The 17961-nt window shown below is 67.1% G+C and carries 14 protein-coding genes; 3 read left to right on the top strand and 11 right to left on the bottom strand.

Annotated elements, in window-relative coordinates:
• Nucleotides 1-10 precede the first annotated feature (10 nt).
• From JOF29_RS37915 to JOF29_RS37885, 7 genes are all read right to left on the bottom strand, one after another.
• The gene (locus JOF29_RS37915) at nucleotides 11-1510 is read right to left on the bottom strand and encodes a type IV secretory system conjugative DNA transfer family protein (RefSeq protein WP_209699144.1); all 1500 of its coding nucleotides are present in this window, start codon (nucleotides 1508-1510) and stop codon (nucleotides 11-13) included.
• A 143-nt stretch (nucleotides 1511-1653) separates the two neighbouring features.
• Nucleotides 1654-2544, bottom strand: a complete 891-nt coding sequence (locus tag JOF29_RS37910; RefSeq protein ID WP_209699143.1) for a M48 family metalloprotease — start codon at nucleotides 2542-2544, stop codon at nucleotides 1654-1656.
• Between the two features lie 226 nt (nucleotides 2545-2770).
• Nucleotides 2771-3919 (bottom strand): VldE C-terminal domain-containing protein, encoded by a 1149-nt coding sequence (locus tag JOF29_RS37905; RefSeq protein ID WP_209699142.1) that lies wholly within the window; start codon nucleotides 3917-3919, stop codon nucleotides 2771-2773.
• Between the two features lie 832 nt (nucleotides 3920-4751).
• Nucleotides 4752-9833, bottom strand: coding sequence for an ATP-binding protein (locus JOF29_RS37900; RefSeq protein ID WP_209699141.1), 5082 nt, complete (start codon nucleotides 9831-9833; stop codon nucleotides 4752-4754).
• The gene (locus JOF29_RS37895; RefSeq protein WP_209699140.1) at nucleotides 9820-10392 is read right to left on the bottom strand and encodes a hypothetical protein; all 573 of its coding nucleotides are present in this window, start codon (nucleotides 10390-10392) and stop codon (nucleotides 9820-9822) included. Before JOF29_RS37895 ends, JOF29_RS37900 begins: the two co-directional genes overlap by 14 nt.
• Entirely contained in the window at nucleotides 10392-10679 is a 288-nt protein-coding gene (locus JOF29_RS37890) for a hypothetical protein (RefSeq protein WP_209699139.1), read from the bottom strand. Before JOF29_RS37890 ends, JOF29_RS37895 begins: the two co-directional genes overlap by 1 nt.
• A gap of 49 nt (nucleotides 10680-10728) precedes the next feature.
• On the bottom strand, nucleotides 10729-11766 hold the full coding sequence (locus tag JOF29_RS37885) for a conjugal transfer protein (RefSeq protein ID WP_209699138.1): 1038 nt from the start codon (nucleotides 11764-11766) through the stop codon (nucleotides 10729-10731).
• 692 nt (nucleotides 11767-12458) lie between these two features.
• On the opposite strand from JOF29_RS37885, the gene JOF29_RS37880 reads away from it, so the two are divergent.
• Both JOF29_RS37880 and trxA read left to right on the top strand, forming a co-directional pair.
• Nucleotides 12459-13334 (top strand): aldo/keto reductase, encoded by an 876-nt coding sequence (locus JOF29_RS37880; protein WP_209699137.1) that lies wholly within the window; start codon nucleotides 12459-12461, stop codon nucleotides 13332-13334.
• Between the two features lie 161 nt (nucleotides 13335-13495).
• A complete protein-coding gene (gene trxA, locus JOF29_RS37875) occupies nucleotides 13496-13885 on the top strand; it encodes a thioredoxin (RefSeq protein ID WP_209699136.1) in 390 nt (129 codons plus the stop codon).
• Nucleotides 13886-13956: 71 nt separating this feature from the next.
• Here the strand turns inward: trxA and JOF29_RS37870 are convergent, their stop codons facing one another.
• From JOF29_RS37870 to JOF29_RS37855, 4 genes are all read right to left on the bottom strand, one after another.
• Entirely contained in the window at nucleotides 13957-14340 is a 384-nt protein-coding gene (locus JOF29_RS37870) for a hypothetical protein (protein ID WP_209699135.1), read from the bottom strand.
• Nucleotides 14337-14495 (bottom strand): hypothetical protein, encoded by a 159-nt coding sequence (locus tag JOF29_RS37865; RefSeq protein WP_209699134.1) that lies wholly within the window; start codon nucleotides 14493-14495, stop codon nucleotides 14337-14339. The genes JOF29_RS37870 and JOF29_RS37865 overlap by 4 nt, the downstream gene beginning before the upstream one ends.
• Nucleotides 14496-14575: 80 nt before the next feature.
• Nucleotides 14576-14722 carry a hypothetical protein gene (locus JOF29_RS37860; protein ID WP_209699133.1) on the bottom strand — a complete coding sequence of 49 codons (147 nt, stop codon included), beginning with the start codon at nucleotides 14720-14722 and terminating at the stop codon, nucleotides 14576-14578.
• A gap of 203 nt (nucleotides 14723-14925) precedes the next feature.
• Nucleotides 14926-16191 carry an NAD(P)/FAD-dependent oxidoreductase gene (locus JOF29_RS37855; protein ID WP_209699132.1) on the bottom strand — a complete coding sequence of 422 codons (1266 nt, stop codon included), beginning with the start codon at nucleotides 16189-16191 and terminating at the stop codon, nucleotides 14926-14928.
• A gap of 102 nt (nucleotides 16192-16293) precedes the next feature.
• Between JOF29_RS37855 and JOF29_RS37850 the strand changes: the two genes are divergently transcribed.
• The gene (locus JOF29_RS37850; RefSeq protein ID WP_209699131.1) at nucleotides 16294-17829 is read left to right on the top strand and encodes a PucR family transcriptional regulator; all 1536 of its coding nucleotides are present in this window, start codon (nucleotides 16294-16296) and stop codon (nucleotides 17827-17829) included.
• The last annotated feature ends 132 nt before the right edge of the window (nucleotides 17830-17961 follow it).

Genomic DNA, 17961 nt, shown 5'->3' with positions numbered 1-17961 from the left:
GCGGTCTGCTTTATCCGCGGAGGTTCACGAGTACAGGTCCGACCCTGACGCCATTTGAGCGCGCCAATGAGATTAGCGCGTGACCGGCGGGTACACCGGTGATGATGTCCGAGACGGTCCAGCGTGCGCGCTCGATCCGCCGTACGCTGAAGCCTGTCGTCTCGCTCTCGGACGTACTGCCTGGCCGACCGAACTGGCCGGACTGCATGCCGGAGGTAGCGCTGCGATTGATCGTTGTCTGGCTGACGTACTGGTCGCCGAACCACTTCGAGAAGACATCCGCGTCCTGCGGATCGATACCCCCGAACACAGCCTTACACCCGGTCGACCCGAAGACGGTGGCGCGGACCTCCTCCGGGAAGTCCGACATGGTCTGAGAGAGAAGCACCAGGCCGGCGTTGTTCGATCGCAACTTCTGCACACCACGTGCCACGTAGTCATCCACGAAGCGCCCCGCCTCATCGATGATGAGGGCCTTGAAGATCGCCCGATCAGTCTCCGCCGACGATGTGATCTGTACGAACTGCGAGACGACCAGCCGGGCCAAGATGCGCGAGGCGTCCGGGTATTCGGCCTCTGGCAGCGCTATCCGCACCCGCACAGGCCGATTCAGGTCACGCATCTGAAACGTCGGTCCAGGGTGATCGAAGACTCTGCGCAGCACTGGCCGGTCCAGCAAACCAAAACGCTCCACAAGGCTCGCCGCCGGATCAGCCGTTCGCGCCGCCTGTGCCTTGCGGGTGTCGAGCAGTGCCTTCATCTCCTTGGAGTTCGGCCCCTTGAGCCGCTCCTTGACGCGGTCCATCGAGGCCTGCTCCGCCCGCAGCAAGCCGAGCAGCTCCGGTATGGTGGGCCAGCGACCATAGGCCTCTTCGAACGGGGCCAAGCACGCATAGAGGGCGTTCTTCGATGCGTCGATGAAGTACGCCTTGTCACCGCTGACTTGGGGAGGCAAGAGCGCGGAAGCCAGGCGGTCCGCAGCCACGTCAGCTGTACGTGAACCGCCAAAGAGGCTGAAGCCACAGGCCGGGTTGAGCGGGTCGATAGTGACGTCGAACCAGCCGTCGTAGGCGAAGTCTGTCGCTTTCGGGTCCACGACGACCATGCTCGCCTTCCCGGCGAGAGCTGCCAGCGACAGGTGCTCTACCACGGGCGTGGCGATACCGCGAGTCTTGCCCGATCCGGGCGGGCCGATGACCAGCAAGGATGTCCTGAGAACGTCGAGATCGATACCGAAGTCACCGCTCAGCTCGAAGTCGCTGCGATGGTCGGGAACAACCTGGCCCAGACGGACTTGCCCAGCCAGGAGATTGTGTCGCGCGAACCGCTGCCCCGGCAGATCCCGCTGCATGGACGGATGAACAAGCGCAGCTCCGCCGTCCTGCTCGAGCGCCGCGGCGAGCTTCTGCAGGCCGCCCGGCGAGCCATCTGACTTGGTCAGCACGTGTGCGATGCGAGCACGGTCGACGTCGCCGAAGTCTGCCGCAGCCGCCACATCGTCCAACTGCATGGCTAGATCGGGATGCGATTCACGGATCGAATCCCACGGCTTCGCCGGCCCTGCCGTATTGCGTTGGCTGGACTGCGCGCCTTGGTCACTGCTCAGTCCAGCGAGCTTCCTACGGAGTGCCCCGAACTGAGGAAATCGCTTCGTCATGAGCCTGCGTTCTGAAGATAGCGCTCGAGCGCCGTGATTCGATCAGCGATCGACGGGTGATGCGAATAGAGCGCGCCACGCCAACCAGCCGCCCGCCGGGCGACGTCGTCTCCTTGTGCTTGGAGGTCGTACAACACTGTGATCATGTCCCGCGCATACCCGAGATCCGCTGCCACCTGATCGGCCCATAGTTCCCCCCGCCGGCTGAACCACGCCAGCGGGATGGGAACGAGGAACGGCAGCACCGAGTACACCGCCCAGCCCCAATCGGCATGGAAGACCACTGTGTACATGAACAGACCCACGTAGCCACCAACGAAGATCGCTACGAACAGGCAACCCAGAGCAGGGAAACGCGCTGATTGCTGGAACAACCATCGCACCGCACCAACCATCAGCCGCCCCGGCAGCGCATACCAGAACGCGACAAGCCCAGCCCACGGGTGGCCGCCCTGATGATGCCCTAGTTCGTGCGCCAGAACAGCCTGCAACTGCCGCGGAGGCAAGGATGACAAGGCCCAACGAGTGACAGCGATGGATCGACCGGCCATCGCTGATCCGTTGAGGCTGTCAGCTTCCTCGACCCAAAGCTTGTGGTATCGAGGATTGATGTTCATGACCGAGCAGACCGCGAGCCATGCGGCGTCTAGCTTCTGCTGCTCCATCAGCGTCGGGCGACGCAGCCGAAAGGCGTACCGCGCGAGGTAATCCTCGAGTGGCGCCCAGAAGACCAGCAGGCCCGACAGAATCCACAGGGCCACCAACAGGACTGCCCAGAAGCCGTTCAGGATCAACGCAGAGAACCACGACACGACGCCAAAGCTCCACAGCGCCCAGGGGATACCGAGTATCAACTCGGCGGCCGACGGCACCGAGATACGAGGCATTTGAGGCACGTGTGGCGGGGGCGCCGATGCGTCCGGTGACGAGAAGGAGCCGGGAGCGGATCCCGGCGCCTCAGGTGGTTCGCCACGTCGCAGTTCACGGTCGGGCTGCCAGTCGTCCGACGAAAACGACCCAGGGCCGGTCGTCAGTTCCACCAGAACCGTTCATCGGACCCGCCTCGATCCACTGGTGGGCTGCACTCGTCGGGTTCCCTTCGCTCCTACGGCCTCAGTACATGGAGACGTGAACGTGATCGTAATGACCACCTGTCACATCGTTGGGATTGTAGATGCCACCGCCGTTGTACACGCGCCATACGCCTGTCCGAGCGCTCCAGATCTTGCCGTACCAGATCACATACCTGACCCCTGTGGTCGCAGCGGTCTGAAGGGTCCAGTTCGCGATCTGATCACCCTTGGTGCGCGCTGTGGCCGACTTTCTGGAGTCTGCACCGACCATCACGTCGCACGCCTTCCCCTTCGGATGGTCGCTCGTCGGATTCCACAGATGGGCGTCCCAGCAAGTGATGCTCAGGTTCGGCAGAGCAGACCGGGCTTTGGCTACCCAGGCCGCCGTTCGCGGCGTCACCATGCCGCCGGTACCAGTCGGGTCTGGCACGTTCTGTTTCTCCGGTGGCCAGTTGCCTGCGATCGGCCGCCCGTCGACGAGCCCACCGCCGCATTGGTTAGCAATCGCCGCGCCAGACGGGCTCACGCCCGAGGGCACTGCATGTGAGCCGGACCGCCCCGCATACGGGTCACCAGTCCGATTGAGATCAATTCCAGCTTGCTCGGCGATGCTGCGAGCAGTGTCCTCGTGGCGTGCATATGCATCTGGGAACGCGGATCGTTGAACGGCCTGCGCTGCCACTGTAAACGGCATCGAATACCAATTGTTGATGTCGACCAGACCTGGTGGGCTGGGAGGCTGGGCACCGCCGAAGAATGCGTTCGCGGCGTACGCCGGATCCATCAACTGCGCGACCGTTCCCCAGCCCGTCGACGGTCGTTGCTGGAACAGGCCGACGGAGTCCCGGTCACCATACGAGAGGTTCTGCAACTGGGACTCCTGCAGGGCCGTCATCAGCGCAACCAAGGTCGCTTGGCCGGGGAGCCCCCTCGCAACGGCAACGCTGTCGATGATCTTCGCGTAGGCAATCTGCGTGACGCGAAGCTGTCCGGTTGGCACTGGATCATTCGCGTTGCCCGGACCATTCGGCGGGCAAGCCGAACTGACCTGCTTTGTCCTCGCCCCGAACGGAGCCAGCATCACCAGAACCATCAGCAAGACGAGCCCCCCGATCAAGGCTGCCTTGCCCGCGACACTTCTTGCCGCGCCCAGGCCTGACGCCTCGGCCAGATCCCTGCTGCTAAACATACCCGGCACCGCATTGCCCGCTCATGGCCCGGTCCCGCCATCAACAGCGCTGACCGACCAGCGCTCGCCGTCAGGCACAACCGTGACGAGCAGCGGCACATCGAATTGAGCCGCCCGCTTCCCGGTGGTGGCGACCTTGACTGTGACCAGACGAGTGATACGCGTCGGAGTATCGACTGGCGCGGTATCTGGATGTGGTGATGTCACAGTCACAGAGACGACACGTGATGTGCCGCCGTCGGCTTTGAGCGCGTCGTAAGTGGCATCCCCCGCGCTCGAGAATGTCGTGGCCAGTTCGGACGTCGTGTACTGAGCCGCACGAGCAACCAACTGTTCGTAAGTCTCGCGCGCAGGTGTACGTGCATAGAAGAGGTTTGCCCAACTCCGGGCCACCTGATCGGCGGACGCGGTCTGCGACGCTCCCGGCCGCTGTGTCTGTGGCGGAGGTGTCGTCAAGCCGGTGTCAGCAGGTGCCTGAGTCGTTGACCCTTCGGAAGGTGGAGGCGCCTCGCTCCCCGACGCTCCGGGGGTCAGCAACCCCACCGGATTCTGACTGTCCGATCCTCGGTTGAGCAGCCGTGGCAGGCCTCCACCAATGCCCAGTACAAGGATTGCCAGCAGAACGATGACTGCTATGACACCGACAGGGCTGGCGGGCTCAGAACGACGTTGATCGCGCAACATGGCCCGCTGCCGAACGACGTCATCCCGCTTTCTCTGCCGGCGAGACCTACGCTCGGCATTTGCCGAGGAGCCGGGTTCCGACAGATTCGGTTCGTCCGGGCCCTTCCGGGCTGCCGTCCTCCCGTCGCGAGCGCCAACTCACCGTTGGTCACCGCCCACCTGACGGACGATGGCTGGTCGGACCACTGCCACGCGCTGCCGAGTACTCGCGAAATCGGCGCTGTTGTGGTTGCTTCTTCGCTGCAAGGGCCTGTGCGTCACGCGCGACCTTCGCAGGACCATCGCGCAGACTCGCCGAGTGCACGTGCCGGCGAGGCTCATACGTAGCCTGCCGGAGTTGGGCTGCGGCCGTAGACGGCTTGACGTGGCGGCCAGAACTTCGCTCAGTCGAGTTCGTCGGCGCGCCCGGACCTCGCTTCGTCTGCTCAGGTGTACCGCCTCGATACACGGTACGCGACTCCGTAGCGCGAGCAGATCCACCAACCGGCGACGAACCCGTGCTGCGGCGTCCAGGACCAGGCCCATTCCCTCGTTTCCTCACACCTGCCGCCAAGGTCGCTGCAGTCGCGCCTGCGGCTGCGCCGACACCCGGGCGGCGGGGATCAACTCGCCTGTTCGCGGCTGACGACCCACGATCGCGGTCGTCGTCCAACTGCCCCTGCGACTTCTCGCCTCCAGGGGTCGGCGCCGTCCGGAAGATGCGACTCTTCTCGATACGTTCGCTCGTGGCACCTTCGCCGGACTGCGAACTTCCGCGCGGCCGCTCCGACTGACGGTCAGCAACGGTTGGCGCGGAGCCTCTGCTTCTCATCACACTCATGACCCGTCTGACCGCCTGGACGGCGCCACGCCGCGCATACGACCCCATCAGCATGCTTCCGACACCCGGTCGCATCATGGTGGTGAGCGATTCGAGTAGCCGCCGGAGGCGGAATGCCGCAATCAGCACGACCAGGGCGAGCCCAGTCACTGGGAGCCAGCCAAGCGTCTGGCTCAGACTGAAGACCGCGGTCAAGAGCGACAAGGAGACCCCGAAGACCAGCATTGCCGCGACCGACTGCAGCACAAGACCGAGCAACGCCTCAAGCCAGTTCATACCCCACTGTCGAGCCCGACCTGGCACGATGAACAAACACGCGAAGACGACTCCGACAACCAGCATCACCAGGCAGCCCACGAATGCCATGAGCGCCGTTGCCGCCAGCCCTATGTTGAGGAATGCGAACAATGTGGCTGCCACTGCGGCAATGATCAGGACCCCAAGCCGACCGAACGGATTCTCACCCTTCGCCCACTTGACGGTCGGCGCGTCGCCGCCCCCCTCAGCCTTGGCAACATTGTTCTTGATGTAGTCCATACGTTTGCTCGAGTCAATTCCGGTGTCGAGCATACCTTTACCGTATCGTTGACACGCTTCAAGCGAGCCAAATTCCGCAATACACCACGGTATTACCGCGAAGCCACGCCACGCCGCATCGCCCGATTTCCGCAGCATTGTATCTCGCGAACTGCCCGGAAATGCTGGTTCTGGCATTTCGAATGGCGTTTTGAGAGTCGTTCCGACAACCTTGCCCGACGCGCCCATGACAGTCTCAGCTCCAACCTGACGCGCGCCGTCGACGCCCTTCAGCCAAGTCATGGGCCCAACCGCCAGGCTGATCGCAAGCAAACCAGCCGCGAAGACCCAAACGAGCTGCCCCATTGCGGTTCCGCTGGACCGTCGCTGGACATATGCCGCGATCGCACCGAGGGCAAGAGCAGAAGGAAGAAGCCAACCAACCAATTGCGTGCTTACACCGCCGATCGCCTGCGATGTCGAATCGACGAGCGGGCGGATATCAGTGAAGGAGAAGAGCCACCAGCCAATTGCAATGGCCGCTCGTGTCGCGGCCACCACGTACATCATCAATATCTGCGCGAATGAATTGAAAACCGGCCTGAACGGATCGCTGAAGCTGCCCTCGAAATCAAGCGTGTAGGCCATCGGGCTGTACTGCTCGAACAATGTGCGAGTGTCGCCGTGTGTCAGATCAGGCGTCGGCAGCAAGTCTCCGAACCCGGTCGGGTTCGTAGGTTTGGCATCGGCGGCAAGCGCAACCTGGGTGGTCACGATCAACGAGATAGCCAGGATGGTGAGCGCCGTTCGGGTGCGGCGCTGCCATTTCATGCGACGTGCTCCTTGCCGCTCGGTGACTTTGTTTGGTCTGAGCCGTTGGGAGTCGATTCGGCGGCGTCGTAGGCGGGGTACATCGCCTCGTTGTAGGCGGCCCTCGTCGGCCTCCTGGTCGTAGACCTCATCGGGGCCGATCGGCGACTCGTAGCGCAGTGTGTGGTGGCGCTCATCCACGGCGGGGGCCGACGGGTGGCCATTCTGCTGGGCCACCGCAGCACTAGTTGCTGATGGCGCCGTCGGCGGCGCGCTGATTGCTTCCTGCGGTGCTGCTTGTGCTGCTTCCTGCGGCCTTGCGTGTGCAGTGCGGTCCTGGATTGCAGCGTTGCCAGCTGAGGATGTCGTCACAGTCCCGGAGGCAGCGGCCCGAGCCGGTGTCGGGTTGGCCTGAGAAGGCGACGGAGTGGAGAGCGCAGGCTGTGCGTGCGCAGGCTGCGCCGGTGCAGTCGGCGTCTGCGACTCCATGACCTGGCGGTGGGGCTCAGCCTGTGCTGTAGCTGCAGGTTCCAAAGGCGAGTCCACGACCTCGTCGTGGAAGTCCTGGTCGTCTGCGAACGGGTCCGGTTCGTCGATCGGTGCAACCGGAGCGGTGGTTTCGAGGGCGTGTTCGGATTCGGGGGTGGTGCGGAGGAGGGTGGCTACTTGTTGGCTGGGGATGTCGATCTGGACGGTGGCTACTTCGTCCCAGCGGTCGCGCATGATGCAGTGGCCGTGGCGGATGGATTTGCCGTTGGCGGCGGTGTTGATGCCTCGGACGAGGGTTTGGTACGGGGCCGTTTGGGGGCGGCCGAGGAGTTCGAGGAGGGAGTCGACCTGTTCGCGGGAGCGGAGGCTGAAGGCGAACAGGGTGGTGATCTGCTCGACCAGGCCGGGCAGCTTCAAAATGCTGGCCGGGTCCTGGGTGTCCAGGACGAGGGACGCGCCGAGGGCGCGGCCGACGCGGGCGATGTAGTCGAGGAACGAGGCGCCGTCGGGGGTCTTGGTCAGCAGGTGGACCTCGGGGACGATCACGACCTTCGAGCGGCCGCGGAACTCGCGGCGGCCGGTGGTGCGGATCATCCAGGCGAGGCAGCCGCGGAGGCAGGCCATGCCGACGCGTTCGATCGGGGACCAGGACTCCGGTGCCGACTCAGGTGACGGGAGCGTCAGGCCCGGCATCTGGACGACCCAGAGGCCGGGGTTCGTGGTGAGGGACGAGAGGCCGGACGGTGGGCCGGCGACGACCGAGCCGAGGCCGGTCTCGACCAGGTCGCGGAGGGCGAAGCCGACCGTGCGCACGGTCTCGGAGTCGGCGGCGCACAGCCGCTGGATGACGCCCCACGAGGACGGATCGGGCGACTGGATCTCGGCGCGGGTGGCGGCCATGACCGGCGCCTCCGCCGGGCCACGCAGATGCGGCGGCAGCAGAAGCATGAGCTGCGACGGCGCCTGCAGCAACGCGTCGTCCACGGGCAGCACCCGCAGCAGGTCCGCGGCGCCGGAGAACTGGGCGGTGATCTCGATGAGGGCAGTCGGTACGCCGTACTCGGCGGCGACCGCGGACACGCCCGCGGCGTCGCCCTTCAGGTCGAGCAGCGGCACCCAGGCACCGGCGAACGCCGAGTCGAGGCCGCCGAGCATCGCGGCCGTCGTCTTTCCTCGACCGGAACGGCCGAGGAACAGCGTCGTGGTGGCGTCACCGAGGGCCGAGCCGGCGGCCGCGTCGAACCGCACCAGGCCGGGCGTGGAACCGGTCAGGTACCCGATCGCCGGGCCGGTCGCGTCGCCGATCGACGCACCGCCCCAGAACCAGGACCCGAAGAACGCCGTCGACTCCCGGACGTGCCCGAGGTCCGGCACCCGCAGCTGGTCGCCGGGCAGCGACTCGAGCCACAGGTCGCGCTGTTCGTCGGCACCGGCCGCGACCGTGATGCCGCGGTCCGCGTAGTGCGCGATGACCGCGTCGACGTACGCCTCGAGGTCCTCGCGGGTGTCGGCGCTGACCAGCAGGCGTGGGTGGTCCTCGACCAGGGTCAGGCCGCTGCGGTTGATGTCGCGCTTGACCTCACGCATCACGCGCTCGGTCTCGACGATCTCGTCGGCGGTCTCCTCCGCCGTACCCTTCGCGGCCGAGCGGCGCTGTTCCTTCGCGCTCTTCCGGGTCTCGTCGACCAGGTTCCGCGCGGTCTTCTTGGTCAGCACCCGGAACCGGACCGAGGCCTCGACCGTGACGTCGATCTCGTCGCCCTCGTCGTCGATCGCCTTGATCTCGGACAGCGTCCGCAGCCACTCCCCCGCACCCGGCGTCTCGAGCTCCTCCGGGAAGTCGGTCATCGCCAGCACGGTCGTGTACGCCGCGATCTGGCCGCGGGTGTCGTAGATCCGCAGGTGGTCGGTGTACGGGACCACGCGGCCGGACGTCAGCCGGGCCAGCGAGGCGCCGGTGATCAGGCCGCGCCGGGGCGCCGCGACCGCGCCACGGTGCATCTCGCGGCTGATCAGCCAGGAGATCACCTCGGCGGGCGCGGTGTGTGCGCGCCAGACGGTCGAGCCGAGCTGACGAGCGAGCTTGCGCACCCGCTCGTCCAGGTGTGCGAGCTCGCGCGCGCTCACCCGCCACGACGTCGTACCGAGGGCGTCGCTGATCGAACCCCGAACCTGGGCGGTCGCCCGCGGGTCGCGGTCGCTCAGGTGCACGCCGAGCGCGACGTACCGCTCCGGCATCCGCATCTCGTCGATCCGGTCGGCCCGGGTCTGCGCCCACGACTCGTGGTCGCCGAGCCGGTAGTGGCCGGCCACCGAGTCGATGTAGTCCTGGCCGGTCGAACGGCCCCAGACCACCTTCAGGTGGCTGAGCCGGTCGCCGAGGGTGGTCGCGGCCGCGCTGACCGCGGCGTCCAGGGCGGCGTCCTGCTCGGCCTCGGTGGCCAGGTCGGTGTTCGCCACCGAGATCAGGAACCACGCCTCGGCGCTGCGTTCGGTGACCAGCAGGCCATCCGCGATGGCGACCAGGCGTGGCGGTGGCAGGCCGCGCTCGCGACCGACCCCCACCAGGTTCAGGAGCTTGTCAGCGATCTTCATCCAGGCCTCTTCCTGACGACGTCCTGCGACTCACCCGTTGTACGTGTTCGGCTCCCAGCAGGCGGGCCCGCTGGTTGACCGTGATGTCCGCCCCCGCGCGGACCATTGGATCGACCTCCACCACGACCTCCCGCTCCCACTCCGGCGTGACCCGGGCCTTCGCCAGGTCGGCGACCTTCCGGGTCGACATCCGCTCCCGCCAGGGCAGGTACTCCGACTTGTCCGCGGCCCGGGCACCGAGTCCGATGATCGGCCGGTGCGCACGCAAGGCGTACCGGACGGCCAGGGCCCACTCGGTGACGCGGCGGCGGCGTTCGTGGAACTTCCCCGGCCGCCAGCCGAACGCGGTGATCACGAACGGCGGCACGACGTACAGGCTGACGGTGGGCTTGTGCGGTACGCCGATGAACGGGAACAGCAGCGCCACCCAGAGCACGATGACCACCGTGCCGAAGATGATCATCCGGCGGCGCGCGCCTTCGCCGAGGTCGATCCCGAGCAGGTCGTACTGCCGGGTCTCGATCTCGAAGTGGTGGGTGAGGGTACGGCCGACGCGCATCAATTACCCCCGGACAGGAGTCCCCAGAAACCCTTGAGCACGTTGATGGTCTGGTTGTTGGCGTAGATCAGGCCGCCGACCAGCACCCCGGCCGCGATGTGGCCGAACAGCTCGCCCCACTCGCGCTTGAAGTAGTGGCCGATGGCCCGCAGCACCAGGATGGCGATGAAGATGTTGCCCGCGATGACCAGGACCCAGTCCTTGAAGTTGGCACCGGTCGGGACGTTGGGGTTGGCCATGGGCACGGCAAGCTGAACCACGCTCGCAGCCAGTTCGTGCGTCATCATTGCGGTGTCTCCCTTGTTGCCTCGGTCATCCGATGGCCAGTCGCTGGATTCATCCGACGGCAGCCACTTGCCATCGCTGTGCTCCGTCCGTGGCGACAGTACGCCTCAGCGTGAGCGTGTACGTCTGGTCCAGCGTGGTATCGCCCACCCCGTTCCAGGTGACGGCCGCGGTCGCCTGCCGCACGTCGTCGTTACCGGCGTACACCTGCCAATCCTTGAGTTGGCCGAACTTCACCGCACCGTTCAGGCTGCGGATGGTCGAGCCGGGCGCGGTCACCGCGGACACCTTGTTGTCCGACTCGGCGTACGCAGCGAAGAACGCCTCCGCGTCCTTCTCGGTCGCCGCGGTCAGGTCGTCGTCCGGCTTGCCGGCGCCCGGCATGTTGGCCGGCAGCGGCGCGCGCTCGTCCGGTACGAACGTGGGCGGCCCGCTGACCACCACCCGGGCCGGGGTCCGCACGACCGGCACCGACAACCGGTCCCAGACGACCGGGCCGGCAGTGAACGCGTTGCTGCCCTGCCGGGTGAACGTGTGCACCCGGACCCGGACGTCGACCGCGGCGGTGAGGCCGTTCGGATCCGGCGTGACCTGCCCCGGGTACGCGACGTCGGCGGTCTGCTTGCCGCGGCCGTTCCAGCCGGCACCGGTGTCCAGCCCGGACGCGAGGTCGAGTCCGACCTGGGCCGGGCGGGCGTCGGGGTTGTTCTCGTCCCACGTCAGGTAGGCCACGGCGTACCGGGTCGCGACCGCGCGGGCCTCGTCGGCCGGGAAGGTGCTCTGACTGCTGACCACCGTCTGGGGCGTCCGGTTCGGGGAGATCCAGGAGCGGATCCCGCTGATCGCGGCCAGCAGCAGTACGACGACCACGAGGCCGCGGAAGAACCGTCGCGCCCAGGTGGAGAACGACGACTCGGGCTCGGTCGACCACGGGGTCTGTCCCGGTGCCAGGACCTCGCGGGCCGGGGCGCCGGGTGCGGCGTGTGCACCGTGCGGGGAACGCTGTTTCAAACGCTCGGGCGGACGCGGTCCCGGCTCCTGCGGCCCGGCGTCCGGCGTCCTGCCGCCCGGGCGCCGGGGAGGTGCCATGACGCCACCGTTCGGCGGACCTGAGGTCTGTGGGGTCTGGTTCTGCGGAGCGGAGTACTGCGCGGCCACCCCCTGTGCCTGCCGAGGGGTAGGGGACACCGGCCCGCCGGGGTGGGCCCACCACTCCGGCGCGGTACTCTGCGGGCGGCCCTTGCCGGGTTTCTTCGCCCGGCGCTGGTCCGACCAGTGCTCACCTTTTGGCGGCAGATTGAGCAACGTTCGCCACCAACTCATCCCTACCCGCCCCTCAGACAGCAGTTACGCGGACAGTAGCCGGGAGAATACGGCACGCAACCGTCCTCCGGGAGACCCGAGACCAGGATCCGGATGGTCCATCGCTCCCCGCAGCCATACTGTTACCCCACATGCGGGCAGTGCCACCCTCACCCTGGCTCATACCGGCCAAGCGTGACACCTTCGGTACCGTCGTCATAGCTCCTCTCTCATGCCCGCTCGGGTCGGCCGGGCAGCGCACACCATGCCACACGCCGCGGACAGGTTCGAAAATCCGTGCGAACACCATGGTAGAAGAACGCACCATATGATCACAGATAGTAACCGATCCGGCGACTCGGCTGTGGAAAACTCTCCCGTGGAGGGGGGGGTCAAAGTCGGCTGTGGACAACCGCTTGCCGACAGCCTGTCCGGGCATAAGGTCGACTGTGTTCCCTGCTACCCCCTGGAGGACCAGGATGGAAACTCGCCGGCTGGGCAGACTCGGCCACCAGAGCTCGGTACTCATCTACGGCGCAGCCTCCCTCGGCGGCGTCGACCAGGACCGCGCCGACGCCTCGATCCAGGAAGCTCTCGACGCCGGTCTCAACCACTTCGACGTGGCCGCGGACTACGGCGAGGCCGAGCTCCGCCTCGGCCCCCGGATGCCGGAGATCCGGGACCGGATCTTCCTCGCCACCAAGACCGGCCGACGGACCTTCGAGGAGGCCTGGAGCGAGATCAACCGGTCGCTCGAGCGGCTGCAGACCGATCACGTGGACCTCATCCAGATGCACGCGGTCTGCGACCTGGAGAACCTCGATCTGGTCACCGGCAAGGGCGGCTCGCTCGAGGCCGCGATCCGGGCCAAGGACGAGGGCATGGTGCGCGCCATCGGGATCACCGGCCATACCGCGCAGGCACCGTCGGTGCACACCGAGGGCCTGCGCCGGTTCGACTTCGACAGCGTGCTGACACCGCTGAACTACAAGCTGTCGACGGATCCGCGGTACGCCGCCGACTACGCGGCCCTGGTCGAGGCTGTGAAGGCGTCCGACGCGGCGCTGATGACGATCAAGATGATCGCCCGGCGGAACTGGGCCGACGGCGAGCAGAAGGCGTACGACACCTGGTACCGGCCGTTCGACGAGCAGCGCTACATCACCGCCGCCACCGCCTGGCTGCTGAACGGCCACCCGGAGATCACCGGCCTGGCGACCGCCGGCGAGACCCGGTTGCTGCGGCAGATGATCGTCGCGGAGCGCGAGCGCGCCGAGCTGACCCCGGAGGCCGCCGCCTCGATCCTCGGCGAGGTGCAGGACTACGCGTCACCTTTCGTGGACATGCCGATCTGACAAACGGCTGACAACGTGGCCCAGGTCACATTCGAGACTCCGCATTCCGGTCAGGTCGTACGCCGTACGAGATCGGCGTGCGCCCGGCGCCGGGGGGCGGGAACAAGTCGCGGGGCGATCGGTGTTGACTACGGCGTACTCATCTACTTTCGGAGGTCGTAGTGGCAACGGTCGAGCTGACCCAGGACAACTTCAACGAGGTGGTCGGTGGCGACGGTCTCGTGCTGGTGGATTTCTGGGCCGAGTGGTGTGGCCCGTGCAAGATGTTCGGACCGGTGTTCGAGAAGTCGTCCGAGCAGCACGCGGACATCACGTTCGGCAAGGTCGACACCGAGGCGCAGGGTGAGCTGGCGCAGGCCTTCCAGATCAGCTCCATCCCGACCTTGATGGCGGTTCGCGACGGCGTCGTCCTGTACTCGCAGGCCGGTGCGCTGCCGGCGGCCAGCCTGGAGGACCTGATCGGCCAGCTGCGTGCGGTCGACATGGACGAGGTCAAGGCGCAGGTCGCCGCCCACGAGGCGGAGCACGGGGCCGAGCCGCACACGCACTGAGGCACTTCAACCGATCCGGGAGTTCGCACCGAGCTCCCGGATCTGTTGTGCCATGGCGATCCGGTCCGGGCCTACCTGCAGCTGCGGGTTGTGGTCGAGGGCCGCCAGCAGCTGGTGGCGCTCCTCGGGGGTGAGCCGGTCCGGAACAGGTCGGCGACCTCGTCCTTGTCGAACTTCTCCACGGCGGCAGCGTTCGCGACCCGTTGCAGGATCTGATCGAGGATCTGGCCGCGGAGTGCGGTCAGGTCGGACTCGCGGAGCTCGGTGTAGATGGTCGCGTACGCCGAGAGCTCCTGGCGCATGCCGAGCCGCTCGAGGGTGTCGGCGGTCTTCTTCGCGGACGCTGCCATCTGACGCAGTAGGTCCACCTCGAACTGCCCGAGCTTCAGCGTGCGGATCCGGTCGACGATCGACGGCATGACGATCAGCAGCAGGCCGGCCGCGAGGACCGTCACCAGTGCCCTTCGCCGACGCCGGTGAACAGCCCGACGAGACCGGCGACCACCAGCGCGCCGCCGAGCACCAGACACAGGATCCGCCCCGCGACATCCACCACCGGCCGGGCCTTCACCGCCCACCCAGGCGGTTCAGGAGCAGACGTTCCGTTCATCAGCCAAGAGCCTCCGTACGTCGCCGGCACGTTCAGCCGATCCTGCCCGCCCCTCCCCCACTCGGCAACACGTCAGCCGGTCAGGCACACATCCCCCGGTACGCCGCATCAGACCTGGTCCGTGAAGCCCAGCGCCGGTAGAACGTCACCAGCTCCAGCAGACACACGAGCTCCAGGCTGCGGACCTCGGCCAGCGCGGGGTGTTGGGCCTGCCGGAACGATCGCATGGGTCACCGGCAGAAAGAGAAAGAGCGGGCCCTGGGCAGGAGAAAGTCGCCAGGGCCCGCTCTTGGGGCTGACCGGAGCGGCGGTGTGGTGGCCGGTGGAGGTGTGGGCAGATGAGGCGCTGCCCTGACGAGGCTCACCGAGGCTGCTCGAGGTGACGGTCAGCAGGACGGAGGGGCCACGTCGTTGGGACCCCTCCAGGCAGTCAACGCAGTGGGTTGAAGGGGCGCAGCTCCTCCGGAGTACGGCCGGTGGTGATGGTTTCGGCCAGGAGCCGGCCGGTGATCGGGCCGAGCGTGATACCCCACATGCCGTGCCCACCGGCGGCGAACACCCGCGGCGAGGCGGTCGCACCGATCAGCGGCAGGCCGTCGGGCGTGCAGGGCCGCGGGCCGACCCACTCGAAGGTCCGCGCGTCCAGGTCGGCGTCCCGCAGCAGCGGCCGGGCGGCGTCGACGATCGCGTCGATCCGGCGCGGGTCGAGCTTCGCCTCGGGCTTGCGGAACTCCATCATCCCGGCCACCCGGAGCCGGTCGCCGAGCGGCGTGCAGGCGATCCGCTGCGCCGGGAAGTACACCGGGCCGGCCGGTACGTGCGCCATCGGCACGCTGAAGCTGTACCCACGACCCGCCTGTACGACGGTCCGGACGCCGAACTGCCGCGCGAGGTCGGTCAGCCACGCGCCGGTCGCCATCACGACCGCGTCGAACGGGTCGGTCTCGCCGTCGGCGGTGATCAGCCGGACGCCGCGGATCTCGTCGACGATGTCCTTCACCACCACGCCGCTGATGATCTGGCCGCCGCGGGCCAGCACCGAGTCGGCGAGCAGGTTCACGTACTCGCCCGGGTTGATGAAGCGCTGACCGTGCAGCCGGATCGCGGCGCCGATCGCGTCGGACAGCGAGGGCTCGATCTCGCGGGCGTCGTCGCCGCTGATCGCCTCGAACTCGATGCCCTGGCCGGCGGCGTGGATCTGCTCGATCTCCTCGAGCAGCACCTTGCGCTCCTCGACCGTCCGGTACGCGGCCAGGAACGACTTGGCCTCGTGGGTCTGCGCCTGGACACCGGCGTCGGCCAGGAAGTCGAACGCGGCCAGCGACTGCCGGTTGATCGGGACCAGCGCGTCCATCGCGGTCTTCCAGCGTCCGGCGGTGCTGTTGCGAGCGAAGCGGGTGAGGAACTTGAGGAGCCGCGGGCTCGCGGTCGGCGGGACATACACCGGTGAGGCAGGGCTCAGCACCGCACGGACGCCGTACTTGAGGACCGCCGGTTCCGGCAGCGGCGTGGCCAGGCCCGGGGTCAGCCAGCCGGCGTTGCCCCAGGACGCGCCGGCGGCGACGCCCTCACGGTCGAGCACGGTCACCTCGACGCCGGCCTCCTGGAGGAACCAGGCGGTCGCCAGGCCGACCATGCCCGCGCCGACGACGGCGACGCGATCCGGGACGAGGTGAGTGGAACCAGCTGTGGTCATGTATCGATGGTGCGGCCGCAACCAGCACCTGTCATGGTGCGATCACACCATTAGCGGTACGAATGACTGTGCTCATCGCACAATAACCCGCACAATACCTTCATGATCTCCTCGTCCGATCTGATCGTCGCCGTCGGCCCAGCGCTGTTCGAGGTCGTGGTACCCGGCAAGGGCGACAGCGAGGTACGGGACGTGTTCCTGGCCGACCCGCAGGAGCCTGCGACCGGCCAGCCGGGCGACCTGGTGCTGGGACTCGGTCTACGCGACGCAGAGGACGCCGTGGAGCTCGTTGAGCGCTGTGCGGCCGGGCACGCGTCAGGAGTGGTTCTGCGTACGGCGTTGGCGCACGAGCCGGCTGTTGTCGCCGCGGCGGAGCGGGAGGCCATGGCACTGGTAGCACTGCAGCCGAGCGTCACCTGGGCACACGTGGTGTGGCTGCTGCGTGGCGTGCTCGACAGAGCCGCCGCACCGGACTCCCCTACCGCTGGTGATGCCGGCGTACACCAGGAGCTGTTCGCACTGGCTGACGCGGCTGCTGCGATCGTCGACGCACCTGTGACGATCGAGGACAACCAGTCGCGCGTACTGGCGTACTCGTCCGGGCAGGACTTCACCGACCCGACCCGGGTGTCCACGATTGTCGGCCGTCGGGTGCCGCAGGAGGTCATCGCGCATTTCCGGGCCCGGGGCATCTTTCGGCGGCTGGCACGGTCCAGTGAGCCGTTCTTGGTACCTGACGGGCCTAACGGGATCCGCCCGCGGCTCGTCGTACCTGTGCGGGCTGGTGGTGAGTGGCTGGGGTCTATCTGGGCTGTTGTGGACGGTCCGGTGAGTGAGGCGGTCACTACTGAGCTCAGCAATGCCGCGTCGGTGCTGGCGTTGCACCTCCTGCGGCTGCGGGCACAGGCCGACGTAGCGCGCAGGAGCGCGATTGACCGGCTGCGGACGGTGCTGCGGCAGTTCTCGCCGGACAACCCGGTCGACGTACGGCTGCCGCGACAGCCGTGGCGGGTGGTGGCGCTGGGGTCCCCGGACGGGTACGACGTACCGCAGCAGCTGGACCTCTGGGAGTCGACAGGGCGTCGGCACGGGTGGAGTGAGCCGCAGCTGGCTGATCTGGACGGGACCGTGCTGGCGGTTGTCACGGACGCGGACGGGCCTGGGTCGTGGAACTGGCTGCAGAAGCTGGTGGTCGACTCGCCTGGAACGTATGCCGCTGCGGGAGGGCCTGCGCGGGGGCCGGCGGATTTGCCGAGTTCACGTGCTGAGGCGGTTGAGTTGCTGGGCCTGGTACGGCGAGGGGTCGCGCCGGGGCCGGCGTTGCGGGTGGAAGAGGCGTGGCACGTGCTGACCGTGCATCGGGCGGTGACGTCGCTTGATACCACCAAGATGGATGGTCCGCTGGCGACGTTGCTGCGGCACGACATCGAGCACGACACGGGGTATGTCGAGACGTTGCAGGCGTGGCTGGAGTTTCCGGGGCAGCCGCAGCGGGCGGCGCGGGAGCTGCACCTGCACACGAATACATTGCGGCATCGGATGAAGCGGATCGGGGAGATTGCGGAGCTGGATCTCTCGGATCCGCGGGAGCGGCTGGCCTTGCAGTTGCAGATTGCCGCCGTACGGACCGAGCATTGAACGGGCACTGAGATGTTCGCCACAGGGCTGTGTAACAAGGCTTCACATTCCGGCAACTGCTGGGCAACATCCGGCTGACAGAGTCTTCCTTGTCAGCCGGTCCGGCCTTTCACCAGGAGGCCGGAAAGGTTG

Origin of the sequence: Kribbella aluminosa, from assembly GCF_017876295.1 — a bacterium.
GTDB lineage: Bacteria > Actinomycetota > Actinomycetes > Propionibacteriales > Kribbellaceae > Kribbella > Kribbella aluminosa.
Note: the sequence above shows the minus strand (reverse complement) of the source record. Positions and strands in the feature narration are given on the sequence as shown.